This is a genomic window from Micromonospora sp. NPDC049529, from assembly GCF_055586685.1.
This window is the reverse complement of sequence record NZ_JBVJHT010000036.1, coordinates 1-23,246: the sequence shown is the minus strand read 5'-3', so window position 1 is coordinate 23,246 and position 23,246 is coordinate 1. Positions and strand designations below refer to the sequence as shown.

The 23,246-nt window shown below is 72.0% G+C and carries 22 protein-coding genes; 11 read left to right on the top strand and 11 right to left on the bottom strand.

Going from position 1 to position 23,246, the window contains the following annotated elements:
* Positions 1-96 precede the first annotated feature (96 nt).
* The 4 genes from ACZ6QQ_RS36310 to ACZ6QQ_RS36295 form a co-directional block, all read right to left on the bottom strand.
* Positions 97-1,308: an ABC transporter permease gene (locus ACZ6QQ_RS36310; RefSeq protein ID WP_465882560.1), complete on the bottom strand. Its 1,212-nt coding sequence runs from the start codon at positions 1,306-1,308 to the stop codon at positions 97-99.
* 53 nt (positions 1,309-1,361) lie between these two features.
* The gene (locus ACZ6QQ_RS36305) at positions 1,362-2,165 is read right to left on the bottom strand and encodes an ABC transporter ATP-binding protein (protein WP_465882545.1); all 804 of its coding nucleotides are present in this window, start codon (positions 2,163-2,165) and stop codon (positions 1,362-1,364) included.
* Positions 2,162-3,208, bottom strand: coding sequence for a peptidoglycan-binding protein (locus ACZ6QQ_RS36300; protein WP_465882558.1), 1,047 nt, complete (start codon positions 3,206-3,208; stop codon positions 2,162-2,164). Before ACZ6QQ_RS36300 ends, ACZ6QQ_RS36305 begins: the two co-directional genes overlap by 4 nt.
* Positions 3,209-3,288: 80 nt before the next feature.
* On the bottom strand, positions 3,289-3,840 hold the full coding sequence (locus ACZ6QQ_RS36295) for a hypothetical protein (RefSeq protein WP_465882544.1): 552 nt from the start codon (positions 3,838-3,840) through the stop codon (positions 3,289-3,291).
* Positions 3,841-4,042: 202 nt separating this feature from the next.
* Here ACZ6QQ_RS36295 and ACZ6QQ_RS36290 point away from each other — a divergent pair, with 202 nt between their 5' ends.
* The 4 genes from ACZ6QQ_RS36290 to ACZ6QQ_RS36275 are packed head-to-tail and all read left to right on the top strand — an operon-like array spanning position 4,043 to position 7,052.
* Complete coding sequence (locus tag ACZ6QQ_RS36290) at positions 4,043-4,699, top strand: response regulator transcription factor (RefSeq protein ID WP_465882543.1); 657 nt, start codon at positions 4,043-4,045, stop codon at positions 4,697-4,699.
* Between the two features lie 11 nt (positions 4,700-4,710).
* Positions 4,711-5,898, top strand: coding sequence for a sensor histidine kinase (locus tag ACZ6QQ_RS36285; protein ID WP_465882542.1), 1,188 nt, complete (start codon positions 4,711-4,713; stop codon positions 5,896-5,898).
* Positions 5,899-5,940: 42 nt separating this feature from the next.
* On the top strand, positions 5,941-6,573 hold the full coding sequence (locus ACZ6QQ_RS36280) for a TetR/AcrR family transcriptional regulator (RefSeq protein WP_465882540.1): 633 nt from the start codon (positions 5,941-5,943) through the stop codon (positions 6,571-6,573).
* 5 nt (positions 6,574-6,578) lie between these two features.
* The gene (locus ACZ6QQ_RS36275; RefSeq protein ID WP_465882538.1) at positions 6,579-7,052 is read left to right on the top strand and encodes an acyl-CoA thioesterase; all 474 of its coding nucleotides are present in this window, start codon (positions 6,579-6,581) and stop codon (positions 7,050-7,052) included.
* 160 nt (positions 7,053-7,212) lie between these two features.
* Here the strand turns inward: ACZ6QQ_RS36275 and ACZ6QQ_RS36270 are convergent, their stop codons facing one another.
* The 4 genes from ACZ6QQ_RS36270 to ACZ6QQ_RS36255 all read right to left on the bottom strand — a co-directional run bounded on the left by ACZ6QQ_RS36270 (position 7,213) and on the right by ACZ6QQ_RS36255 (position 9,135).
* Positions 7,213-7,686, bottom strand: coding sequence for a nucleoside deaminase (locus ACZ6QQ_RS36270; protein ID WP_465882537.1), 474 nt, complete (start codon positions 7,684-7,686; stop codon positions 7,213-7,215).
* Between the two features lie 107 nt (positions 7,687-7,793).
* Entirely contained in the window at positions 7,794-8,330 is a 537-nt protein-coding gene (locus ACZ6QQ_RS36265) for a tRNA adenosine deaminase-associated protein (protein ID WP_465882536.1), read from the bottom strand.
* 141 nt (positions 8,331-8,471) lie between these two features.
* Complete coding sequence (locus ACZ6QQ_RS36260) at positions 8,472-8,639, bottom strand: hypothetical protein (protein WP_326561696.1); 168 nt, start codon at positions 8,637-8,639, stop codon at positions 8,472-8,474.
* A gap of 115 nt (positions 8,640-8,754) precedes the next feature.
* Positions 8,755-9,135 carry a hypothetical protein gene (locus tag ACZ6QQ_RS36255; protein ID WP_465882534.1) on the bottom strand — a complete coding sequence of 127 codons (381 nt, stop codon included), beginning with the start codon at positions 9,133-9,135 and terminating at the stop codon, positions 8,755-8,757.
* Between the two features lie 190 nt (positions 9,136-9,325).
* On the opposite strand from ACZ6QQ_RS36255, the gene ACZ6QQ_RS36250 reads away from it, so the two are divergent.
* On the top strand, positions 9,326-10,066 hold the full coding sequence (locus tag ACZ6QQ_RS36250) for a M23 family metallopeptidase (protein ID WP_465882533.1): 741 nt from the start codon (positions 9,326-9,328) through the stop codon (positions 10,064-10,066).
* Positions 10,067-10,163: 97 nt separating this feature from the next.
* The gene (locus ACZ6QQ_RS36245) at positions 10,164-11,186 is read left to right on the top strand and encodes a prephenate dehydrogenase (protein ID WP_465882532.1); all 1,023 of its coding nucleotides are present in this window, start codon (positions 10,164-10,166) and stop codon (positions 11,184-11,186) included.
* Here the strand turns inward: ACZ6QQ_RS36245 and mtnA are convergent.
* Positions 11,140-12,129 (bottom strand): S-methyl-5-thioribose-1-phosphate isomerase, encoded by a 990-nt coding sequence (gene mtnA / locus ACZ6QQ_RS36240; RefSeq protein ID WP_465882530.1) that lies wholly within the window; start codon positions 12,127-12,129, stop codon positions 11,140-11,142. The two genes, ACZ6QQ_RS36245 and mtnA, sit on opposite strands and share 47 nt — an antisense overlap.
* Before the next feature lie 67 nt (positions 12,130-12,196).
* Between mtnA and ACZ6QQ_RS36235 the strand changes: the two genes are divergently transcribed.
* Complete coding sequence (locus tag ACZ6QQ_RS36235) at positions 12,197-13,270, top strand: PHP domain-containing protein (RefSeq protein WP_465882529.1); 1,074 nt, start codon at positions 12,197-12,199, stop codon at positions 13,268-13,270.
* Between the two features lie 4 nt (positions 13,271-13,274).
* Here ACZ6QQ_RS36235 and ACZ6QQ_RS36230 read toward each other — a convergent pair whose 3' ends face one another.
* Complete coding sequence (locus ACZ6QQ_RS36230; RefSeq protein ID WP_465882528.1) at positions 13,275-14,348, bottom strand: DMT family transporter; 1,074 nt, start codon at positions 14,346-14,348, stop codon at positions 13,275-13,277.
* Positions 14,349-14,472: 124 nt separating this feature from the next.
* On the opposite strand from ACZ6QQ_RS36230, the gene ACZ6QQ_RS36225 reads away from it, so the two are divergent.
* The 4 genes from ACZ6QQ_RS36225 (at position 14,473) to ACZ6QQ_RS36210 (ending at position 20,735) form a co-directional block, all read left to right on the top strand.
* Positions 14,473-16,143: a DUF885 domain-containing protein gene (locus ACZ6QQ_RS36225; protein WP_465882526.1), complete on the top strand. Its 1,671-nt coding sequence runs from the start codon at positions 14,473-14,475 to the stop codon at positions 16,141-16,143.
* Positions 16,144-16,327: 184 nt separating this feature from the next.
* On the top strand, positions 16,328-17,689 hold the full coding sequence (gene murD, locus ACZ6QQ_RS36220) for a UDP-N-acetylmuramoyl-L-alanine--D-glutamate ligase (protein WP_465882524.1): 1,362 nt from the start codon (positions 16,328-16,330) through the stop codon (positions 17,687-17,689).
* A 235-nt stretch (positions 17,690-17,924) separates the two neighbouring features.
* A complete protein-coding gene (locus ACZ6QQ_RS36215) occupies positions 17,925-19,793 on the top strand; it encodes a VanW family protein (protein WP_465882523.1) in 1,869 nt (622 codons plus the stop codon).
* 144 nt (positions 19,794-19,937) lie between these two features.
* Positions 19,938-20,735, top strand: a complete 798-nt coding sequence (locus tag ACZ6QQ_RS36210) for a S1 family peptidase (RefSeq protein WP_465882521.1) — start codon at positions 19,938-19,940, stop codon at positions 20,733-20,735.
* 136 nt (positions 20,736-20,871) lie between these two features.
* Here ACZ6QQ_RS36210 and ACZ6QQ_RS36205 read toward each other — a convergent pair whose 3' ends face one another.
* Positions 20,872-22,968: an amylo-alpha-1,6-glucosidase gene (locus tag ACZ6QQ_RS36205; protein ID WP_465882519.1), complete on the bottom strand. Its 2,097-nt coding sequence runs from the start codon at positions 22,966-22,968 to the stop codon at positions 20,872-20,874.
* Positions 22,969-23,246: the final 278 nt, after the last annotated feature.

Genomic DNA, 23,246 nt, shown 5'->3' with positions numbered 1-23,246 from the left:
ATGGTGGTTGATGGAGATCAACTAGCACGTATTTGCCCTAGATCAACGAGGAGAGAGGGGGCGGCGGCGCGGGGAGGGGGAGGGAGGGAGGGAGGGTTACGGGGTGGCGAGGGCCTCCGTGGGCGGCAGGTGGGCGGCGCGGATGGCGGGGTAGAGGCCGGCGAGGGCGCCGATGAGCAGGGTCGCCCCGACACCACCGAGGGTGGCCCAGGCGGGTACGACGGTGGGCCAGGACTGGAGCAGGGCGTAGCCGGCGGTGACGGCGATGCCGAGCAGGACTCCGCCCGTCCCGCCGAGCGCGGACAGCAGCAGTGACTCGGTGAGGAACTGGGTACGGATCTGGCCCCGGGTCGCGCCGAGCGAGCGGCGCAGCCCGATCTCGGGGCGGCGTTCGAGCACCGAGATGACCATCGTGTTCGCCACCCCGACCCCGCCGACCAGCAACGCGACCGCGCCGAGGCCGAGCAGCAGCCCGGTGAACGCCTGGTCGGTGGCCTGGGCGGCGGCGAGCGCGTCGGACGGGCGGGACACCTCCACCTCGTTCGGTGCGGCCGGGTTGGCGGTGCCACCGAGGACCGCGCGTACGGCCTCGACGGAGGGTTCGGCCGAGCGGCTGTAGACGGTGGTCGGGTGGCCGTCGAATCCGAGGTACGTGGTCGCGGCTTCCCAACCGACCAACGCACTGAGGTCCAGTTCGGGGGCCAGGGGCACCGGGGCGAGGATGCCGATGACGGTGAACCAGCGGTCACCGACCCGGATCTGGGTGTCCGTACCGGCGGTGGTGAGGCCGAGGCGCTGGGCGGCGGTGGCGCCGAGCACGACGGCCGGGTAGCGGGCGGTGGCCGGGTTGAGCCACGTTCCGCGCAGCGTTGCGGCGCCGACGGTGTCGAGTAGTTCGAGGTTGGCGGCCCGTACGCCGATGCCGCCGGTCTGGGCGGCCGGGATCCGGTCGCTGCGGAACACCTTGGCGTCGGGAAGTTGCGCGGTCGCGGCAACCCGCTCGACCGGCCCGATCCGGGCGATCATCGCCACCGATTCGATCGGCAGTTGGGCGTCGTCGCCGAAGAGGGACTTGCCGGGTGAGACGGTGAGCAGGTTGGTGCCGAGGGCGGCAAGGGTGCGGTCGAGTTCGGCCCGCGACGAGGACGAGATGCCGACGACGGCGACCATGGCGGCGATACCGATGGCGATGCCGAGCGCGGAGAGGAACGCCCGCAGCGGTCGGGTCCGCAGGCCGACCCCGCCGACCCGGACGATGTCCCGGGGACGCAGCCGCGCCGGCACGAGCCGGGCCGGCCGAGCGGGCAGTCCGGCCGGGCCGGGCGGGGCAGCCGGGTCAGCCGGCGAACGCGACACCCGGCTCACCCGACCTCACCGGCGGCGACGCCACCGAACCCGACTCCACCGGACCCGACTCCGGACCCGACTCCACCGGACCCGACTCCACCGGCGGCGACGCCTGTCAGGTCGGCGGCCCCACTGAGGTCCGCGACGAGTTGGCCGTCGCGCATGCGTACCTGGCGGGGCAGGCTGGCGGCGATCTCCCGGTCGTGGGTGATCACGATGACGGTGGTGCCGGCCCGGTTCAGTTCGTGCAGCAACTCAAGCACCCCGGCGCCGGAGACGGAGTCGAGGTTGCCGGTGGGTTCGTCGGCGAGCAGCAGCGGCGGGTCGCCGACGACCGCGCGGGCGATGGCGACGCGTTGCCGTTCGCCGCCGGAGAGTTCGTGCGGCCGGTGGTCGAGTCGGTGGTCCAGGCCGACCCGGCCCAGCGCGGCCGCCGCGCGTCGGCGCCGCTCCCCCAGGGGTACGCCGGCATACAGCAGCCCGTCGGCGACGTTCTCCACCACCGGTACGCCGGGCGCGAGGTGGAACTGCTGGAACACGAAGCCGATCCGGCTGGACCGCAGTGCGGACAGTTGCCGGTCGTTGAGTGTGGCGGTGTCGTAGCCGTCGATGCGTACGGCACCGGAGGATGGCTGGTCGAGGGTGCCGATCAGGTGCAGCATGGTCGACTTGCCGGAGCCGGACGGGCCGACGATCGCCACGAGTTCGCCGCGCCCGATGGTCAGGGTCACGCCGCGCAGCGCGGCCACCCCGCCGGGGTAGACCTTGGTGACGTTGTCCAGCGCGACCACGGGCGGTGCGCCCGTACCGGCGGTCATGCCGGCACCCCGACGGTCAGGCCCTCGGTCAGCCCGTCGCCGGAGACCTCCACCCTGCCGTTGGCGAACAGGCCGGTCCGGACCGCGACGATCCGGGTACGCCCGGCGTCGACCACCTCCACGCCGTACCCGCCTTCGGCGAGGGCAAGCAGGGCCGCCACCGGCACGGTGAGTACGTCGGCGCGTTCGTCGGCGGTGAAGGCGACCCTGACCGACGCCTGGTCGAACGCGGCGAGTGCCTTCGGGTCGGTGACCGCCACGGTCACCTCGATGATCGTCTCCGGTTCACTGTCGCCGGTCGCCCCGCCGGCCGCTGTCTCGATCACGGTCTCGACGGTGGTGATCGTGCCGTCGAGTTGTTTGCCGTCGGGCAGGGTCAGGCCGACCTTGGCACCCTTGCGTGCCAGTCGCTGGTCGTCGATGTCCAGGTCGACGGTGACGAGCCGGTTCGTGCCGCTGTACGTGAGCACGGCCGCGCCGGGCTGGACGGTGTCGCCGGTCTCCGCCTGGAGCCCCTCGACGCGTACGTCGGCGGCGGCGTAGACGATGTCGGCCGGTTCGACCCGTCCGGTGTCGTCCCGTCCGAGGTCGTCCTGCCAGTCCCGGACCGCCTCGGCGGTGCTGCCGGTGTACTCGTCGTCGACGGTGAAGCCGGTGTAACCAAGCGCGGCCAGGTTCTGCTCGAACTGTTTCACGTCGGTCCCCTCCACCCCGGACCGCAGCGTCCGGTACGCGGGCAGCCCGCCGTGCAGCAGCACCACCTTCGCGTTGTCGACGGCGTACAGGGGCTGGCCGCGTTTGACGGTGGTACCGGTCGGGGCGAGCCAGGTGACGGTGCCGCCGCGCCGGGCGGTGGCGGTACGCGTGGCGCCGTACCCGAGTTCTCCGTCGACGGTCTGCGCGTCGACCAGGGTCTGCCGGGTGACCTGGGCGGTTGCCGGTGGTTGGGTGCTGGCGGTGGCCGTACCGGAATCGCGGCCGCCGAAGCCGATCGCGGCGGCGCCGCCGGCACCGACGGCGACCACGGCGGCGGCGGTGACCAGTGCCGCGCCGGTACGCGAGCGGCGACGGCGACGCCGGACGGGAGGTTCGACGGCTGGTTCGGTGGTGGTGGGGCGGTCGGTCACTTGCCGCCCCCGGCCATCTTCGGCTTGTACTGCTCGCACTTGTCCATCGCGGCCTTGAGCGTCGGGTCGTCCAGGCCCTTGCCGCCGAGCAGGCTCTTGTCGAGCTTGAGCGTGCCGTCGGGACCGGGATCGGGGAAGTCCGGGAAGCCGTTCTCCCGCATGCACTGGGCCATTTTGCGCATGCTCTCCGCCTGCTCGGGGTCGAGCTTGCGCGCCTGGCCACCGTTGGGCAGCAGGTCGCGGCACTTCTCCAGCGCCGCCTGGGTCTTGCCCTGGTCGCCGTCGCCACCGCCGATCCGGACCCGGCCCGGTGCGGCCGGGTCGGGGTCGGGCATGTCGACCCCGTTCTCCCGCATGCACTGGGCGAACTTCAGCTGGCGGTCGGCGTCGTCGAGGGCGGCGGCGCTGGCCGAGGCGCTCGGTCCGCCACTGGCCGCGCCACCGGCGGTGGCCACTCCTTCGCTCTCGACGGTCGTGCCGCAGCCGGCGAGCGCCAGGGCGAGTAACGCGGGCAGGACGAGTGAACCGGTGACCGGTGGTCGACGCATGGGCCCGTTCCTCTCTCTCGGGGGTCGACGTCGGTCGCCGACCTTCGATCGGGGGCCGGTCACCGTGCTCGGCTCCGGATGCGGGTGCGGTGGGGCCGGAGCGGGGTGACCGTTGCCGACGAGTCGACCGGAAGGGCGGTATCCGGGGCGTAACCGTCGGCGTTAACGGTGGCGTTATCCGGGACCGAGTCACCATGGACCGATGCGAGTGCTGGTGGTCGAGGACGAGAGCCTGTTGGCGGACGCGATCGCCGAGTGGTTGCGGCGGGAGGCGTTCGCCGTCGATATCGCGTACGACGGTGGGTCCGCCCTCGAACGCCTGGGCGTGAACGAGTACGACGTGGTGGTGCTCGACCGGGATCTGCCGGTGGTGCACGGCGACGACGTGTGCCGGTCGATCGTGGCCGGGGGCGGGGCGAGCCGGGTGCTGATGCTGACCGCCGCCGCCGCGGTACGGGAGCGGGTGGCCGGGTTGTCGCTCGGTGCCGACGACTACCTGACCAAGCCGTTCGCGCTGGTGGAGCTCTCGGCCCGGGTGCACGCGCTGACCCGGCGGGCCCGTCCGGCGGCGCCGCCGAAACTGAGCCGGGCCGGGATCGTGGTCGACCCCGGCCGGCACGAGGTCTACCGCGACGGCCGGTACGTCGCGCTGTCCCGCAAGGAGTTCGCGGTGCTGGCCGAGCTGATGCGGGCCGACGGGTCGGTGGTTTCCGCCGAGGATCTGCTGGAGCGAGCCTGGGACGAGCACATCGACCCGTTCACGAACGTGGTCCGGGTGACCGTGATGAAGCTGCGCCGCAAGCTCGGCGACCCGCAGGTGGTCGAGACGGTACCGGGAGTGGGGTACCAGATTCCATGATCCGTAGTTTGATGCAGCGAGCGACGATCCGGGCTCGGCTCACCGTGGTCTACGGCGGGCTGTTCCTGCTCGCCGGCATGGTCCTGCTGGCGGTCACCTACGTGCTGGTGCAGCAGCGGACGCCGGCGCCGATGGGGGTGACGCTGAAGAAGCCGGACATGGTTTACGAGGTGCCCGCCAACGCGCCCGTCGGGCAGAACGCGGAGTCGCTGCGCCGGTTCGTGCAGAAGCTCCAGGAGGACGCGCAGCAGGACACGCTGGACTCGCTGCTCACCCAGGGCGGCATCGCGCTGGCGCTGGTCTCGGCGGCGGCGATCGCCTTCGGCTGGTTGATCGCCGGCCGGGCGTTGCAGCCGCTGCACCAGATCACCGGCACCGCCCGGCGGATCGCGGGCGCGAACACCGCCGGGCGTGGGCTGCACGAGCGGATCGCGCTGACCGGGCCGCAGGACGAGGTACGCAAGCTCGCGGACACGTTCGACCTGATGCTGGAACGGTTGGACCGTTCCTTCGACGGGCAGCGGCGGTTCGTGGCCAACGCCTCGCACGAGTTGCGTACGCCGCTGGCGTTGAACCGGGCGCTGGTGGAGTTGGCGGTGACCCGGCCGGACGCCTCGGCCGACGTACGACAGCTCGGCGAGGCGCTGCTGGCGGTGAACGAGCGGCACGAGCGGCTGATCGAGGGGCTGCTCACGCTCGCCGACTCGGAGAACGAGCTGACCGACCGTACGTCGATCGACCTGGCCGAGGTGGCCGCGTACGTCCTGGGCCAGCACGCGTCGCGGGAGCCGGACGCGGAGCCGACCGGGGTGCTGGCGCGGGCTGCGGTCCGGGAGTTCGGGCCGGCCCGTACGGTCGGGGACGCGGTGCTGCTGGAGCGGTTGACCTCGAATCTGGTGGAGAACGCGCTGCGGCACAACCTGCCGGCCGGGGGCTGGGTGTCGGTGCGTACCGGGTTGGTCGACGGGCGGCCGACGCTGGTGGTGAGCAACACCGGGCCGGTGGTGCCGGGGTACGAGATCGAGACGATCTTCCAGCCGTTCCGGCGGCTGCACGGGGAGCGGGTCGGCGGTGGGCGCGGGTTCGGCCTGGGTCTGTCGATCGTGCGGGCGGTGGCGCGGGCACATGGTGGCAGCGTCGATGCCCGGCCGCGCGAGGGCGGTGGCCTGGTGGTGAGCGTCACGCTGCCGCGCCCGTGAAACTATCCGACCGATCGGTCGGATAGTTGTAGGCTCGCGATCATGACGGTGGACGGGCGGGTGGTCCGAGGCGAACGCACCCGGACGATGGTGCTCGACGCCGCCGTGGCCCTGGCCACCGAGGCCGGACTCGACGGGCTCTCCCTCGGCCAGCTCGCCGACCGGCTCGGGGTGAGCAAGTCCGGCCTGTTCACGCACTGGCGCTCCAAGGAGGAGCTGCAACTCGCCACCGTCGACCGGGCCCGCGAGCTGATGATCGACGAGGTGATCCGGCCGGCCCTGCGGGCACCCCGGGGCGTACGCCGACTCTGGGCCCTGCACGAGCGCCGGCTGGCCTACTACGGCAACGGAACGCTCCCCGGCGCCTGCTTCTTCGCCAACGCCGAGTTCGAGTACAACACGCATCCCGGCCCGGTCCGCGACCGGCTGGCCGAATCCCTCGACGACTGGCTGGTCCTGGTCCGGCGGCTCGCCACCGAGGCGGTGGCCGCCGGTGAGCTGGCCGCGCAGACAGACGTCGGCCTGCTGGCGTACGAGATCGAGGCGCTCGGCCTCGCCGCCGCGTTGCAGTCCCGGTTGACGCCCGCCCAACCCAGTTACCAGTACTCCCGGCGAGCGGTGCTCGACCGGCTGCGTGCCCTCTGCCCCGACCCGGATCTGCTACCCGAAGGATGATCGACATGACCGGTGCCAACGGCACGATCACCCCACCCGACGTCCCGTTCGGTCACGCCGAGCCGGTCTGGGTGCACTTCGACGACCTCGACATGATGGGCATCGTCCACAACGCCAAGTACGCCCTGCTGTTGGAACGGGCGCTGACGCCGTACTGGGCCGAGCGCGGGTTCTCCTTCGAGAACGGCCGGATGACCGCCCCGGACATCTTCCACGCCGTACGCGAGCTGTCCATCAGTTACCGCGTCCCGATCCGCGGCACCGGCCCGATCCTGGTCCACTTCTGGTTCGAGAGCTTCGGCACCACCAGCGCCGAGTACGGCTTCCGCCTGCTCTCCACCGATGGTGCCACCGTGCACGCACAGGGGCGGCGGGCGATCGTCCGACTCGACCCGGCGACGCTGCGCCCGACCCCCTGGACCGACGGTGCCAAGGCAGTCGGGCAGACCCTGCTCCGCCCGGAGTCCGCCACCGCGTGACGGTCGCGTAACGGGCCGGCGCCGCGCCTTATCCACAGCGGCTATCCACAGTCAGTCCACGGTTTTCCACAGGGTGTGCACAACGGTGGCAGGAACTATCCACAGTTATCCACAGCGTTGTGCACAGCGGGTGTGACCCGTGCGCGGGTCGCTGGCACGGTCAGCGGAAGAAGGCGCGGAGCAACTCGGCGGACTCGGCCGCCAGCACCCCGCCGTACACCTCGGGACGATGGTTGAGCCGGCGGTCGCGTACGACGTCCCAGAGCGAGCCGACCGCGCCGGTCTTCGGCTCCCATGCCCCGAAGACCAGGGTCGAGATCCGGGCCAGCACCAGTGCGCCCGCGCACATGGTGCACGGTTCGAGGGTCACCACCAGGGTGCAGCCGTCCAGCCGCCAGGCGCCGCGTTGTTCCGCCGCCCGGCGCAGGACCAGGATCTCGGCGTGCGCGGTCGGGTCACCGCTACGTTCGCGCTCGTTGCGGCCGACGGCGAGTTCGACCCCGTCCGGGCCGTAGAGCACCGCGCCGACCGGCACGTCGTCGGACGGGTCACCCGCCGCACCCGGTGGACCGTCGGCGGCGGCCACCGCCAGTGCCCGACGCATCCACGCCTCGTGGCGTTGCCGCCGCCCCACGACGGCGGGCGGACCGGATCCCGTCGGACCGGAGTCCGTCGGACCGGAGTCCGTCGGACCGGAGTCCGTCGGACCGGAGTCCGCCGGGTCTACGCCGTCCGGACCGTTCACGCCTCGCGCAGTTCGTCGACCACGTCGCCGCAGCCGATCACCTGGCACAGTTCGGCCGTGACGTCGGCCGGAAGCATCCGTTCCCGGGCGCAGAGGGCGAGCAGGCGGTGGGCCGAGATGCCCAGGTTGGCGAGGAGGTCGGCGTCCCCGATCGGGTCGGCGTCCGGGTCGGCGGCCGGCTGCTCGCTCTCCTCGTCGGTCGACGAGGCCAGGGCGGCCGTGGCCGGCTCGACCACGTCGTCGATCTCCAACGCGGGTGCCTTGATGTCACCGAGCAGCAGGGCGCCGAGCCGGGACTCCTCGGCGAAGGCCGAGTCGGAGCCGAAGATCCGCAGGTCCTCGCCGTCGTCCAGGCGCAGGATGGCCAGGTAGGCGTCGTCGGATTCGACGAAGAGCAGCGAGGTGTCGGCATCCACGTCGACCTCGCGCAGCAGGTCCGCGACCTCGTCTATGTCTGCGGCACCACCGAGGTCGAGTTCGGCTGCGCTCCAGCCGGTCGAGCCCCGCACCACGGCCGCCGCGAAGTACGACACCGGTCCCCCCAACAACTCACGGCTGTACCGCCGCCCACCACTGTCGACTGCCTGTCACGCGTGACGGTATCCGGTCGGGTCTGGGCGGCGACGCGCAACTCCCCGAACGAGGGGGACGTAATCGAGCGGATCCGGGTGTGGTCAGCCGGCCAGTCGGCGACGGGTGGCGATCAACTCGCGCAACCGGTCGACCCGGACCCGGCGCGGCTGCGTCCGCTCCCGCACCGACTTCGCCCCGGCCAGCTCCGCGAGGAGCTGTATCCGCCGACGCGTGCGCTCAGGGTCGAGCCGCTGCTCTGTCCAGGCCATAGTGGCGAGGGTGCCCAGTATCACGGCGTTCGTCAAGCCCGGTCGCGGTGCGCCACCGAGCCAGTACCCACCGCCCTAGATCGCGTACCGAGGGGAGTGATCCGACAGCCCAGTGTCACCAGAGCGGCCAACCGGTGGTTCTCCAGCGGACCGCGACCGCGAGCGCGGCAATCGACCACGCCAACGCGGTGACCATCGCCACACCGATGGCGGCGCCCCGGTCACCGAACCGGACCAGCAACAGGGCCGCCAGCCAGGCCAACCCACCGGCCAGCACCGTCCACCAGACGTAACCGCGCAGGTCATCGCCGAGCAGCCCGAACAGGACCAACCAGGCCGCCGCCGAGCCGGCACCGGCGGCGAGCGCCGATCCGCGTACCGGATGGGGTTCACGGTAGGTCGGCCGCGACGGCAGGCCGGACGGGAACAGACCCGACGGCGTACGCGCCGGCTGGCCCGCCTCCGGCCAGGTGCGTGACGTCGGCTGTTCGGCCATCACCCTCGCTCCTCCGCTCGGTCGCGCCGAGCCCCGACCGGTCACGGTGGAGCCACACCGCCGCCTCGCAGCGTACCCGCTGGAGCCGACAGAGCCGGCCGCTGCGGGCGCGCGGCACCGGGAGGCGCCGCGCGTCCACGGGCCGGCAACCGGCGCCACACGAGCGCACGCGTTCTGCCAGGATGGCGGGATGTCACGGGACGAAACGGGTACGCGACGCCCGACCGGGCGCCGATGCGCGTACCCGATGGTCCTGCTGCTGACGGCGGTGGCCGCCGCCGGCTGCGCGCAGAGCCGCCCGGCGGTCTGGTCGTCGCCGACCGACCCGGTGAGCGCCCCGACCAGCGCGGCCACGGCCCCGCCCCCGGTGACGCCGCCGGCCACCCCGTCCGGCACGCCCTCGGCCAGCCCGACCGCCCCCAGGTACGTCTTCCCGGTCAACTCCGCCGCCGCGTCCTACGGCACCACCCACGCCACGTACGCGGCCACCGACATCTTCGCCTCCTGCGGCACCCCCGTGGTGGCCGTGACCGACGGGGAGATCCTTGAGGTGACCCGTGAGGACCGGTACACCAAGAGCGGCCCGCAGGGGCCACTCAACGGCGGCAAGGCGGTGTCGCTGCTCGGCGACGACGGGGTCCGCTACTACGGCTCGCACCTGTCCGAGCTCGCCGCCGGCATGGACGCCGGGGTACGAGTCCGCGCCGGCCAGCAGGTCGGCCGGGTCGGCAAGACCGGCAACGCGAACAACGTGTGCCACCTGCACTTCGGCATCTCACCGCCGTGCGACCGGACCGAGGACTGGTGGATCCGCCGGGGTGTGATCAAGCCGGCGCCCTACCTGAACGCGTGGCGGGACCGGACGAACCGGTCGCCGGTGACCGAGGTGACCACCTGGCACCGGAAGCACAACTGCCCACCGGCACCGTGAACCACAGCACCCGACCGGCGGCACACTGAGCCACGGCACCCGGTGCCGGGCGAGCCTTGCCCCCTGACGGGCGGGCGGGTGTGCGAGAGTCACCGGCGTGAACGTCGCGGTTATCGGCCTCGGACTCATCGGCGGCTCCGTGCTGCGCGCGCTGGCCGCGACCGGCCACCGGGTGCTCGGCTACGACGCCGACCCGGCCACCCGGGCCACGGCCAGGACCGCCGCCGCCCAGGCCCCGGCGAGCGACCGGTGGCAGGTCACGCCGACGATCCGGGACACCGTCGCCCGCGCGGAACTGGTGGTCCTCGCGGTTCCGCTGCCCGCCGTCGGCGGGGTGCTCGACCAGCTGCGCGACGCCGGCTACGCCGGGCTGGTCACCGACGTCACCTCGGTCAAGGGCCCGGTCGCGGCCCTGGTCGAGGAACGGTTGCACCGGCAGCCGCAGCGGCTGGCCGGGTTCGTCGGCGGGCACCCGATGGCCGGTCGGGAGACCTCCGGTTTCGGTGCGGCCGATCCGGCGCTCTTCGCCGGCTGCGCCTGGGTGCTCTGCCTCGAACCGCGCGGGACCTCGCTGGCCGACTGGCTGGAACTGGCGGCGCTGCTGACCCCGCTGGGCGCGCGGGTGGTCCCGACCACCGCCGCCGAGCACGACCGGGCGGTGGCGGCGGTGAGTCACGTACCGCACCTGCTGGCGGCGGCACTGGCCGCCGGGGTGGCCGACGAGCCGTTGGCCGGCACGCTCGCCGCCGGCTCGTTCCGGGACGGTACCCGGGTCGCGGCGACCCGACCGGACCTGGTGGCGGCGATGTGCGGCGGGAACGCGGCGGCGGTCGGCGCGGCCCTGGACCGGGTCCTGGACGCCCTGCACGAGGCGCGGGCGGCGGTCGACGCCGACGACCCGATCACCGCGCTGCGCGACTGGCTGGCCCCGGCGTCGGCGGTGCGGGCCGCCTGGCCGTACCGGCCGGGGACCGCGCGGGAGCTGCCGGCCCGGATCGACGACCTGCTGGAACTGGGCCGGGCCGGCGGCTGGGTGGTCGCGGTCGCCCCGAACCGTCGTACGGTGACCGCGGTCAGACCCGTTCGCCCCGCGCCGGTCGGACCACCCGCCGGTCGGTGACGATCGCGGTGATCAGGTCGTACGGGGTGACGTCGAAGGCCGGGTTCACCGCGCCGGTGGTGTCCGGGGCGGTCCGGTTCCCCCGGAAGGTGAGCACCTCGTCCGGGCCCCGGTCCTCGATCTCGACGTCGGCCCCGGTCGCCGTGCCGTGGTCCACAGTGGATTCCGGTGCGACGACGACGAACGGGATGCCGGCCCGGTGGGCGCCGAGCGCGTGCGCGTAACTACCGATCTTGTTGACGGTGTCGCCGTTGGCACAGATCCGGTCTGCGCCCAGGATCACCGCGTCGATCTCGCCCCGGGCCATCAGGAACGGACCGGCGCCGTCGGCCGCGACCCGGCACTCGATCCCGGCCCGGCCCAGTTCCCAACTGGTCAGCCGGGCCCCCTGCAACAGCGGTCGGGTCTCGCTCGCCACCACCGCGCCGAGCCCGCCGCGCCGGTGCAGTTCGATCACCGCGCCGAGCGCGGTGCCGCCGACGACGGCCGCCAGCGCACCGGTGTTGCAGTGGGTGAGCAGCCGGGGGCGGGGCGGGCAGAGTTCGGCCAGCAGGTCGGCACCGAGCCCGGCCATCGCGGCGGAGGCGGCGATCTCCTCGTCGCGTACGGCCAGCGCGGTGGCGAGGACCGCGTCCGGGCCCTCCGGCAGCCGCTGTGCCGCCCGGCGGGCACCCCGGGCCAGGTTCACCGCCGTCGGGCGGGCGTTTTCCACCAGCCGTACGGCGGCAGCCGTCGCCACCGGGTCACCGTCGTACCGCCGGGCGGCGAGCGCCACCCCGAGCGCCCCGGCGACGCCGAGCGCGGGTGCCCCGCGTACGGCGAGGGTCTGGATCGCCGCCACCAACTCCTCGACACCGGGCAGTCGCCGTACGGTGAGCCGGTCCGGCAGCGCGGTCTGGTCGATGATCTCGACGGCGCCGTCCACCCAGTCGATCGTCCTCATGATCTGCAAGGCTACGACGCGGGCGCGGAGCCGGGCGGGCGGCCGGTGGGCCGGTTACGGTGAGCTGATGACAGCTCGGGACGCGCTCGCCGACCTGCGCCGGATCGCCTTCCTGCTGGAGCGGGCGAACGAGGCCACCTACCGGGTACGGGCGTTCCGCTCGGCGGCGACGACGCTGGCCGCGCTGCCCGCCGACGAGCTGGCCACGCGGGCGCGGGCGGGCACGTTGACGGAGCTGAGCGGGGTCGGTGACGTCACCGCCCGGTGTGTGACCGAGTCGCTGGCCGGCGAGGAGCCGGTCTACCTGCGGCGGCTGACCGCGACCGAGGGCGTCGACCTGGACGAGGCGACGGCCGCGCTGCGCAACGCGTTGCGCGGCGACTGTCACACCCACTCCGACTGGTCCGACGGCGGTTCGCCGATCGAGGAGATGGCGCTGACCGCGGTCGACCTGGGGCACGAGTATCTCGTGCTGACCGACCACTCGCCCCGGTTGAAGGTGGCCCGGGGCCTGACGGCGGCCCGGTTGCGCAAACAGCTCGATCACGTGGCGGCGATCAACGCCGCGCTGCCCGAGGGGTTCCGGCTGCTCACCGGGATCGAGGTGGACATCCTGGCCGACGGCTCGCTCGACCAGGAGGAGGAGTTGCTGGCCGAGTTGGACGTGGTGGTCGGTTCGGTGCACAGCGGGCTCTCGGACGAGCGGGCGAAGATGACCCGGCGGATGCTGGCCGCGATCGCCAACCCGCACCTGGACATCCTGGGGCACTGCACCGGCCGGATGGTGGCCGGTCGGCCGCCGGGGGTGACCGGGCCGGGGGACCGGGGTCACCGGGCCCGGACCCGCCCGCCGAGCGACTTCGACGCCGAGGCGGTCTTCGCCGCCTGCGCCGAGTACGGCAAGGCCGTGGAGATCAACTCCCGGCCGGAGCGGCAGGACCCGCCGAAGCGGCTGATCCGGGTGGCGGTCGAGGCGGGCTGCGAGTTCGCGATCGACACCGACGCGCACGCGCCGGGCCAGCTCGACTGGCAACGTTTCGGCTGCGAGCGGGCGGCCCGGTGCGGGGTGCCGGTCGACCGGGTGGTCAACACCTGGGCCGCCGACGAGTTGCTGGCCTGGACCGCCGCTCACGCCGGCTGAACGGTTACGGCGTCCGACTCAGCTCGGCGGCGACCGGCTCGGCGGTGACGGCGGCTGGCTCGGCGGTGACGGGGGCCGGGTCGGCGGGGGCGATCGGGCGGTCCGGACCCGGAGCGGTCCGGAGCGGTCCGGGGCGGCCCCGGAAGAGCAGGCGCTGCGACACCGCGACCCCGATCAGCACGATCACCGCGCCCACCGGCTGGTACCAGGCCAGGTGTTCGTCCAGCGCGAGCACGCCGACCAGGACCGCGAAGATCGGGATCAGGTAGGTCACGGTCGAGGCGGTGCTCGCCCCGGCCAGCCGGATCGTCCGCAGGTTGATCACGAAGGCGAGCCCGGTGCCGAGTGAGCCCAGCGCGAGCACGCTGGCGATCACGTCCGGGGAGAGGCTGGTCGGTGCCGGCGGCGCACCGGCCACCAGCGGCGCGACGATCGCCAGCAGCACGGTCGCCACCAGCAGCTGACCGGCCGTGAGTGCCAGGCCCGACTCCGGTCGGCCCGAGACGAACCGCTTCAGGTACGGAATGGAGAGCCCGTAACAGACGGCCGCGCCGAAGCAGAAGAGCTGGCCGGTGAACTCGGCCCCGCCCAGGCCCTGCCATGCGCCGAGCACCACCAGCACGCCGACGAAGCCGAGAACCAGGCCGATCGCCCGGCGCGCGGTCATCCGCTCGGTACGGAACACCAGCACCGCGATCGGCAGTACGACCAGCGGAGTGGTGGCGTTCCAGATGCCCGCCAGGATCGAGGAGACCCGCTGTTCGCCGTACCCGAAGAGGGTGAACGGGATGGCGACCCCGACGGTCGCGACCACCGTCAGGTGCAGCCACAGCACCGGGTCGCGGGGCAGCCGGTCACGCAGCACGGCCAGCGCCACGAGCAGGGTCAACGCGCCCGCGCCGGCCCGGCCGAGGGTGACGTAGAGCGGGTGCAGCTCACGTACCCCGATCTTGATGAAGAGGAAGCTCGCTCCCCAGATCACGGCGACGGCGAGAAAACCCGGCAGCCAGGCGCGTACGTTGCTGTCAGGAGCGGAAGGGGCGTTCACCCCTGACACTCTGCCCCAGCCGTCCGACATAAGTCGCGCGGGTTCCGCGGCTGCGAGCAGGCCAATCCGGGACCGGTGGCCTGCTCGGGGACGACCGTCACCGGCAGCGCAAATGGCTCGACCAGCGGACAGGTCGGTCACGTAGGGTCGTGCCGTGGGACAAATCGATGACCTCGCCAACCGCTATGTCGCCGACTGGGCGCCCCTGAACCCGCTCAGCGCCACCTTCGTCGGCATCACCGGCCACGACGACCAGCTCGGCGACCTCTCGCCGGCCGGCTACGCCGCCCAGGCCGACTTCAACCGACGCACGCTCGCCGCACTCGACGTGATCGAACCGGCCTCGATGGCCGAACGCAGCGCAAAAGAGGCGATGCAGGAACGCCTCGGCCTGGAACTCGCCCGGTACGACGCCGGCGAGACGGCCAGCGAGATCAACGTGATCACCAGCGGCCTGCACGAGATGCGCCAGGTCTTCGACCTGATGCCGACCGAGGGCCCGGAGGCGCTCGGGAACATCGCCGCCCGGCTCAACACCTTCGCCGCCGCGCTGGCCGACTACCGGACCACGCTGGTCAGCTCCGCCGACGCCGGACACGTCAGCCCCCGAGCCCAGATGATCGAGGTCGCCAAGCAGTGCGACATCTGGACCGACCCGAAGCAGGACAACTTCTTCCACAGCCTGGTCGACCGGCTCGGCGCCGACGGCGCACTCGCCGCCGAACTGCGTCGGGGCGCGGCGGCGGCAACCGCGGCGACCGCCGAATTCGGCCAGTTCCTGCGTACGGAACTCGCGCCGCGCGGGCGGGAGAAGCAGGCCGCCGGACGGGAGCGGTACCAGCTCGCCTCGCAGTACTTCCTCGGCGCGAAGATCGACCTCGACGAGACGTACGCCTGGGGCTTCGACGAACTGGCCCGGCTCGAAGCCGAGATGCGCGCGGTGGCGGCCCGGATCGTCAGCCCCGGCGCGACCGTCGACGAGGCGGTTGCCGCGCTCGACGCCGACCCGGCCCGCCGGATCCAGGGCAAGGAAGCGTTCCGCGACTGGATGCAGGCACTGGCCGACAAGGCCATCGCCGACCTGCACGGCACCCACTTCGACATCCCCGAGCAGGTACGCCGGATCGAGTGCCGCCTCGCCCCGACCAGCGACGGCGGGATCTACTACACCGGCCCCAGCGAGGACTTCTCCCGCCCCGGCCGGATGTGGTGGGCGGTGCCGCAGGGGATCGACGAGTTCTCCACCTGGCGTGAGGTGACCACGGTCTACCACGAGGGCGCACCCGGTCACCACCTCCAGGTCGGGCAGACCCACGCCCGTGCCGAACTGCTCAACCGCTGGCAGCGGCTGCTCTCCTGGTCCTCCGGGCACGGCGAGGGCTGGGCGCTCTACTCCGAGCGGCTGATGGACGACCTGGGCTACCTCGACGACCCGGGCGACAAGCTCGGCATGCTCGACGGCCAGGCCTTCCGGGCCGCCCGGGTGATCGTCGACATCGGCATGCACCTCGAACTGGAGATCCCGAGGGACAACCCGTTCGGCTTCCACCCCGGGCAGCGGTGGACCCCGGAACTCGGCTGGGAGTTCATGCGCGCCCACTGCCGGGTGCCGGACGAGAACCTGCGCTTCGAACTCAACCGCTACCTCGGCTGGCCGGGACAGGCGCCGGCGTACAAGGTCGGCGAGCGGATCTGGCTCCAGGCCCGCGACGACGCCAAGGCGCGCAAGGGACCCGACTTCGACCTGAAGCAGTTCCACCGCGACGCGCTCAACCTCGGCTCGCTCGGACTCGACCCGCTGAAGGCGGCACTCGCCCGGCTCTGACCGCCGCACCGGGTCCCGCGGCTCGACGCGACCGGAACGGGTACGCCGGCCGGGTACGTTCCCGGTCGGCGTACCTGGTCGGGGCGTTGTCGGCGCCGTGGCCGGCAGAGCGGGCCCGGCGGACTAAAGTATGGACGCGAGCCGCGGGCCGCAGCCGCCGAGGTTCGCGGGCGAAGGAGTTCTGGTGCACCTCACTGATCTACGTGGTCGACGCGTCGCCGTCTGGGGCACCGGCCGGGAGGGGGTCGCCGCGGTCAACACGATCGCCCCGGTCGGCCCGGCCGACCTGGTCGCGGTGCAGGACCGGGAGACCTTCCTGGCCCGTCCCTGGGAGGGCCGGCTCGCCGAACTCGCCCCGCTGCACACCGGTCCGGAAGCGCTCGACCTGCTGCTGCGCGCGGACGTCGTGGTCCGGTCCCCGGTGATCGGCGAGACCCATCCGTGGATGATGCGGCTGCGCGAGCGGGGCGTGACGGTGACCGGTGGCACCGCCCTCTGGATGGCCGACCACGCACCGGCCACCATCGGGGTGACCGGCAGCAAGGGCAAGAGCACCACCACGGTCCTGATCAGCCACCTGCTGACCGCCCTCGGGCACCCCAACGAGATCGGCGGCAACATCGGCACCGCCGTCCTCGAACTGCCCCCGGCCGACCGGTACGTGCTGGAGCTGTCCATGTACCAGTGCGCGGACCTGCTGGTCTCGCCGCAGGTGGTGGCCCTCACCGCACTGGTCCCGGAGCACCTGGACTGGGCCGGCAGCGAGTCCGAGTACTACCGGCACAAGCTCAACATCGTCGAGCACGGCCCCGGCCGGGTGGTGTTCAACGCCAACGACGAGCAGCTCACCGCAGAGCTCGCCGCCCGCCCCGGACTGCCGCTGCTGCCCGCCGGACGGCCGGAGACCACCCACGTGGCGCCCGGCCCGGACGGCAGCCGCTGGATGCACCTGGCCGACCAGCCGCTCTTTCCCCGCTCCGCGTTTCCGCTGGTCGGGCGGCACAACGAGTGGAACCTCTGCGTGGCGCTCGGCGTACTGGAGTCGGTCGGTGTGGACCTGGTGGCGGAGTCCGACCGGATCGCCGACGCGGCCGCCACCTTTCCCGCGCTGGAACACCGGCTGACCCCGATCGAGGACCCGTCCGGCATCACCTTCGTCGACGACTCGCTCTCCACCATCCCGCAGTCGGCCATTCACGCCATCGAGGCGTTCGCCCACCGCCCGCTCACCGTCATCGTCGGCGGCGAGGACCGGGGGGTCGACTACGCGCCGCTGCGCGACTTCCTCGCCGCGCAGGCCGTCGAGGCCACCCTGATCGGCGTACCGGACAGTGGGCCGCGCATCCTCGAAACGGTCAAGGACCTGCCGGGGATCACCACCATCGGCGCGGACGACCTGGTGGAGGCGGTACGCCTCGGCCGCGCGCGCACCCCCGCCGGTGGCGTGGTGCTGCTCTCCCCGGCGGCGCCGAGCTACGGCCGGTTCGACAACTACGCGCACCGGTCCCGGGTGTTCCGGCAGGCGATTTCCGACACCGCCGGCTGATCCGACGCCCCGGGGCATCCACTGCCGGCTCGTACCGGATCATTTTCGTCCTTTCGGCCGTCAGGCACGCGTGAATGGTCCAGTAGCGTGAGAGATTCGCGCGGGCGAATCCGCCGCAGGCCCCCGCGGGCTGACATCCGGTGCCGCGCTTGGCTACCGTTAGGCCTCCGGGTCGTGTCAACACGCGGGCTTGCACCGACCCCACCCCCGCCCATCCCCTGATCGAGGTTGCCCTGTGAGCCTGTACGGCGCGAAGAGACCACCCGCCGGCGAGACGCCGACCACCGAGATCACGGCGGTGCCGCGGCAGGTCAGCGGGCCCGTGACCGGGCCGGCGCCCGAGCCGCAGCAACCGGACCTGATGACCTTCGGCACCCCCGAGCACGGTGACGACGTACCCCCGGCGGAGCCGACGTCCCGCCGTGGGCGGCGCACGGCGCTCGTTGCCGGCGGCCTGGTCGCCGCCGTCCTGGCCGCGATCGGTGGCACCGCCGGGTACGCGTACAGCGGCGAGGTGCCGCGCGGCACCGAGGTGCTCGGCGTGAACCTGGGCGGCAAGTCCCGGGAGACGGCGGCGGCACTACTCCGGACCGAGTTGGAGCGGCGGGCGGACACCTTCTCCGCACCGGTGACCGTGAAGGTCGGCGACCAGACGGCGGAGTTCAAGCCGATCGACGTCGGCCTCGCCGTGGACGTGACCGCCACCGTGGACGCGACGGTCGGCGCCGGTCCGGGCCCGGTCGACCTGCTCTTCAAGTCCCGCACCGTCGAGCCCGTGATCACCGTCGACGCCGGTCTGCTCGACGCCGAACTGCGCAAGACCGTCGGCCGCACCGGTCGGCCGATGACGCCGCCGTCGATCGTCTTCCAGGGCACCACGCCGAAGCCGAACTACCCGACGCCGGGCCAGGACCTGGACCCGGAGCAGTCGGCGCAGGCGCTGCGCACCGGCTGGCTGAGCGGCCAGCCGGTGGTCGTACCGCTGGTGGAGGCCCAACCGGCCACCACGAAGGAAGAGGTCGACAAGCTCGTCGCGGAACTGGCCCAGCCGGCCGTCGCCGCGCCGGTCACGGTGACCACCGACAAGGGCTCGTTCAGCATCCCGCCGGCCGCGATCGCCAAGAGCCTGCTGCTGAACGCCGACAAGACCGGCAAGATCGCGCCGGTGGTGGACGAGAAGAAGCTCCAGGCCGCGCTGACCACCCAACTGGCGAAGGTCGAGGTCAAGCCGAAGGAGGCCACCGTCGCTCTCCAGGGCGGCAAGCCCCAGGTGGTGGCGAGCAGCCCGGGGCACGCGGTGGACACCGCGGCGCTGAGCCGGGACCTGCTGGCGGTGCTGCCGCGCGCCGACGGGCGTGAGGTCAAGGGCGTGCTGAAGCCGGTCGAGCCGAAGACCAGCACCGACGCGATGACCAAGTTGGGGATCAAGGAACAGGTCTCCACCTTCACCACCAAGTTCACCGGTGGGCTCTCCTCCCCGCGCAGTCACAACATCGTGACGATCGCCAAGGAGGTGGACGGCGCGGTGGTCAAGCCCGGCGAGACGTTCTCCCTGAACAAGCACACCGGTGAGCGCGGCTACGCACAGGGCTACAAGGACGCACCGGTGATCCTGGACGGCAAACTGGTGCCGGGGGTCGGCGGCGGGGCGTCGCAGTTCACCACCACCATCTTCAACGCCACGTACTACGCCGGTCTTGAGGACGTCGAGCACAAGCCGCACTCGTACTGGTTCGACCGGTACCCGGCGGTGATCGAGTCGACGATCTTCTACCCGGACCTGGACTTCAAGTTCCGCAACGACAGCCCGCACGGCGTGCTGATCGACACCTCGTGGACCAACGACACGATCACCGTGTCGATCTGGGGCACCAAGGTGTACGACAGCGTCAAGACGGTGTACGGCCCGCGCCGCAACATCACCAAGCCGAAGCTGATCCACCTCGATCCCGGTCCGTCGTGCATCGCCACCAGCGGTATCGACGGCTTCACCCAGGACGCGTTCCGGGTCTTCGTCAAGGATGGCAAGGAGCTGAAGCGGGAGAAGTTCACCTGGCGGTACGACGCCGAGCCCCGGTACGTCTGCGCCAAGAAGCCGAGCTGACCCCGGAACCCATCCTCGAAGGTATGACACAACCGGGATGACATCGAGGCATTGCGATACGTCTCTCGGCTTCCATACGCTGCCGGCAACGTGATCTGAGCGCGCCCACAAGGCACGCCAATCCTTTGCTTGGAGAGGGATCCCATGATTCGCTGGCGCAAGCTCACCGGCCTGGCGGCCGCCGCGTTGACCGCGGTGACCGTCGGCAGTCTCGCACTGGTCGCACCCGCCTCCGCTGCCTCGGACGGCGGCGTGACTCCGCTGGTCGTCGGCGGCACCCGCGCCGCCCAGGGCGAGTTCCCGTTCATGGTCCGGCTCTCGATGGGCTGCGGCGGCTCCCTCTACAGCGCCCGGCTGGTCCTCACCGCCGCGCACTGCGTCGGCGCCACCGGCACCAACACCAGCATCACGGCGACCCTCGGCGTGGTCGACCTCCAGTCGTCCAGCCGGATCACGGTCCGCTCCAACTACGTCTACCGGGCGCCGGGTTACAACGGCACCGGCAAGGACTGGGCGCTGATCCGGCTGGCCACGCCGGTCACCACCCTGGCCACCCTGCCGATCGCCACCAGCACCGCGTACGACAACGGCACGTTCACCGTCGCCGGTTGGGGTTCGGCGCGGGAGAACGGACCGCAGCAGCGGTACCTGCTGAAGGCGACCGTTCCGTTCGTCGCCGACAGCACCTGTGACTCCCAGTACGGTGGCGATGTCGTCGTCGCCGAGGAGATCTGCGCCGGCTACGCCGCCGGTGGCACCGACACCTGCCAGGGTGACTCGGGCGGCCCGATGTTCCGCCGGGGCGCCAACAACGCCTGGGTTCAGGTGGGCATCGTGAGCTGGGGCAACGGCTGCGCCCGCCCCAACTACCCGGGCGTCTACACCCAGGTGAGCTACTTCTCGTCGGCGATCGCCTCGGCCGCCGCGAGCCTGGGCGGCTGACCACACGCACAACGACGGCCGGTCCGGGACAACCTCCCGGACCGGCCGCTTTTTTACGTGTACGTGTACGCGTACGCGGACCGCGGCACGTTCCCACCCCACACAGTTGTGCCGCTCGCCGCCGCTTCGGCCCCGTTCAGGGCGCGACGACGTTGCCGCCGCCCCGCCGCCCACCCCGGCCCGATCGCCGCCGCTGACTCTCCACCCGGTCCCGGCCGAACGCGTCGAGCCGCCCCCACCGGCCGGGTACGTCGAGCAGCTCGATCCGGCCCATTCCCCTCGGTAGGGCGGGGTCGACCACCAGATGGTCGTCGTGCGGCTCCAGACCGAGCAGCACCCGGATCAGCATCAGCGGCGTCCCGGCCGACCAGGCGTGCGGGCTCCAGCTGGTCGGGTACTGCACCGGGTACTTGGTCAGTCCCCGGTCATAACCGGCGAAGAGCTGGGGCAACCGCCCGTCGAAGTACTGCGAGGCGTCGATGATCGCCGAGGCGATCCGGCCGGCCTCCGCGTCGAAGCCGTACCGACGCAGGCCCAGGGCGATGAACGAGTTGTCGAACGGCCAGATCGCACCGGTGTGGTAGCCGGTGGGGTTGTACCGCTCCTCCCCTGCAGCGAGGGTGCGTACGCCCCAGCCGGAGAAGAGCCGGGGCCCGAGCAGGTGTTCGGCCACCCTGCCCGCCCGCGACGGGTCGACGATCCCGCTCCAGAGCAGGTGACCCATGTTGGACGAGAGCGCGTCGACCTGACCGCCGTCGGCATCCAACGCCAACGCGTAGTACTCACCGTCGGAGACCCAGAAGTCGCGGTTGAAGCGGGCCTTCAGGTCGGCCGCCTCCGCCTCCAGCCGGTCGGCGTAGATCGGGTCGTGCCAGATCCGCCGGGCCAGCCGGGCCCCGCGCATCTTCGCGTCGTACGCGTACCCCTGGAGTTCGCAGGTGGCCCGGGGAAACGACGGCAGCCGCCCGTCCCGGTACGAGATGGCGTCGGGGGAGTCCTTCCAGCACTGGTTCTCCAGCCCGCTCGCGGTGTTGCGCCGCTCGTACGAGATGTAGCCGTTGCCCAGCAGGTCCCCGTAGGTGTCGATCCAGTGCAGCGCGGCCCGTGCCTCGTGTTCGAGCCGCCGGACGAGTTCGACGTCGCCGGTCCAGCGCTCGTACTCGTCGAGCAGGATCACGAACAGCGGCGTCGAGTCGGCGGCCCCGTAGTACGGCGAGTGGGGCTGGTCCTCGAACGCCGACGACTCCCCGTACCGGAACTCGTGCAGGATCTTGCCGGGTTCCTTTTCCCGGAAGTCGTCGAGCACGGTGGCCTGGGTCGCCGCGAAGGTGTTCAGGGTGCCGATCGCCAGCTGCGGCGTGAACGCCATCGCCTGGATGCAGGTGAGCATGCTGTCCCGGCCGTAGAAGGTCATGAACCAGGGCGTGCCGGCGGCGATCAGGTTCGCGCCGCTGGCGAGGGCGCCGAACTGGAGAGCCGCGAGATCGCTCAACCCCCTGCGGTACGCGGTTGCCAGGGCGGCGTCGTCGCAGCCGAGTTGCGGCGCGTTGGCGAGCCAGGATTCGAGGTCACGCTCCGTCTCGGGGTTGACCGAGGCGCGGTGGGTCAACAGGAGCTGGCGGATGTCCTCCCCGCGGTGGCCGCCGGGCAGGTACGCGGACACGCGCAGCGAGGTGCTCCACTGGCCGTGTGGTTCGAGCCGGAGCCGGAAGGTCATGCCGTGCTCGTCGATGTCGGCCGGGGCGCTCGACGTGATGATCGATTCCCGGATGTAGCCGCCCCGGACGTAGCGCAGCCGCAGGCCGTCGTCCTCGACCAGCACGGAGGTGGTGCGCTTCACGTCCAGGGCCTGCTTGAGCTCGAACACGTCGACGAAGTCGGCTGCCATGTCCAGCCGTACGGTGAACTCCACCGTCTCGCCCCGGTGGTTGAGTACGGTCAACTCCTCCTGGAGCGCACCGCTGAGGACGCGGTGACGGATCACGGAGACCTTGGCGTCGAGGTAGTGCGTTGGTTCGCCGGGGACGAGGAAGTACCGGGATTCGTAGTACTGGAGGTCGTCGACGGAAAGGGCGTGCAGTCGCTCACCGTTGACGGTCAGTTTCCATTCGGACAGGAAGCGGAGGTCGAACGAGAACATCCCGGTCGGTACGAGCGGCGACGGCTCGATGTCGCCGCGACCATCGCTCACCACGAAGGCGTTGCCGGCCAGGATAGTGACGAACTGCTTCACTGCGGCCCCCTGTCGCGTCGAGCGCGGTGGGAGGGCGCCCCACCCGGCCAGGATGAACCTCCCTTCCCTGCCAGGCAGGCTCCCCGTTGCCGCCTCGCCCACGTCACCCGTACGGGGTGAGCTTGTGCCAGTCTCGTCGCACCGGTCACAGGGGTCTCTGGAGTCGCCCGTCAAAGAGGGGCTAGAAACAAGTTAGGGCCATCCCGAAGGATGGCCCTAACTGAAAATTGTCCGGCGGCGTCCTACTCTCCCACACCCTCCCGAGTGCAGTACCATCG

Excerpts from the sequence above, each read along its gene's own strand:
- ACZ6QQ_RS36285 (WP_465882542.1), top strand. The coding sequence starts at position 4,711 with ATGCAGCGAGCGACGATCCGGGCTCGGCTCACCGTGGTCTACGGCGGG.
- ACZ6QQ_RS36210 (WP_465882521.1), top strand. The coding sequence starts at position 19,938 with ATGATTCGCTGGCGCAAGCTCACCGGCCTGGCGGCCGCCGCGTTGACC.
- ACZ6QQ_RS36295 (WP_465882544.1), bottom strand. The coding sequence starts at position 3,840 with ATGCGTCGACCACCGGTCACCGGTTCACTCGTCCTGCCCGCGTTACTC.
- ACZ6QQ_RS36255 (WP_465882534.1), bottom strand. The coding sequence starts at position 9,135 with ATGGCCGAACAGCCGACGTCACGCACCTGGCCGGAGGCGGGCCAGCCG.
- ACZ6QQ_RS36275 (WP_465882538.1), top strand. The coding sequence starts at position 6,579 with ATGACCGGTGCCAACGGCACGATCACCCCACCCGACGTCCCGTTCGGT.
- ACZ6QQ_RS36280 (WP_465882540.1), top strand. The coding sequence starts at position 5,941 with ATGACGGTGGACGGGCGGGTGGTCCGAGGCGAACGCACCCGGACGATG.
- ACZ6QQ_RS36230 (WP_465882528.1), bottom strand. The coding sequence starts at position 14,348 with ATGTCGGACGGCTGGGGCAGAGTGTCAGGGGTGAACGCCCCTTCCGCT.
- mtnA (WP_465882530.1), bottom strand. The coding sequence starts at position 12,129 with ATGAGGACGATCGACTGGGTGGACGGCGCCGTCGAGATCATCGACCAG.
- ACZ6QQ_RS36290 (WP_465882543.1), top strand. The coding sequence starts at position 4,043 with ATGCGAGTGCTGGTGGTCGAGGACGAGAGCCTGTTGGCGGACGCGATC.
- ACZ6QQ_RS36305 (WP_465882545.1), bottom strand. The coding sequence starts at position 2,165 with ATGACCGCCGGTACGGGCGCACCGCCCGTGGTCGCGCTGGACAACGTC.
- ACZ6QQ_RS36260 (WP_326561696.1), bottom strand. The coding sequence starts at position 8,639 with ATGGCCTGGACAGAGCAGCGGCTCGACCCTGAGCGCACGCGTCGGCGG.
- ACZ6QQ_RS36250 (WP_465882533.1), top strand. The coding sequence starts at position 9,326 with ATGTCACGGGACGAAACGGGTACGCGACGCCCGACCGGGCGCCGATGC.
- ACZ6QQ_RS36235 (WP_465882529.1), top strand. The coding sequence starts at position 12,197 with ATGACAGCTCGGGACGCGCTCGCCGACCTGCGCCGGATCGCCTTCCTG.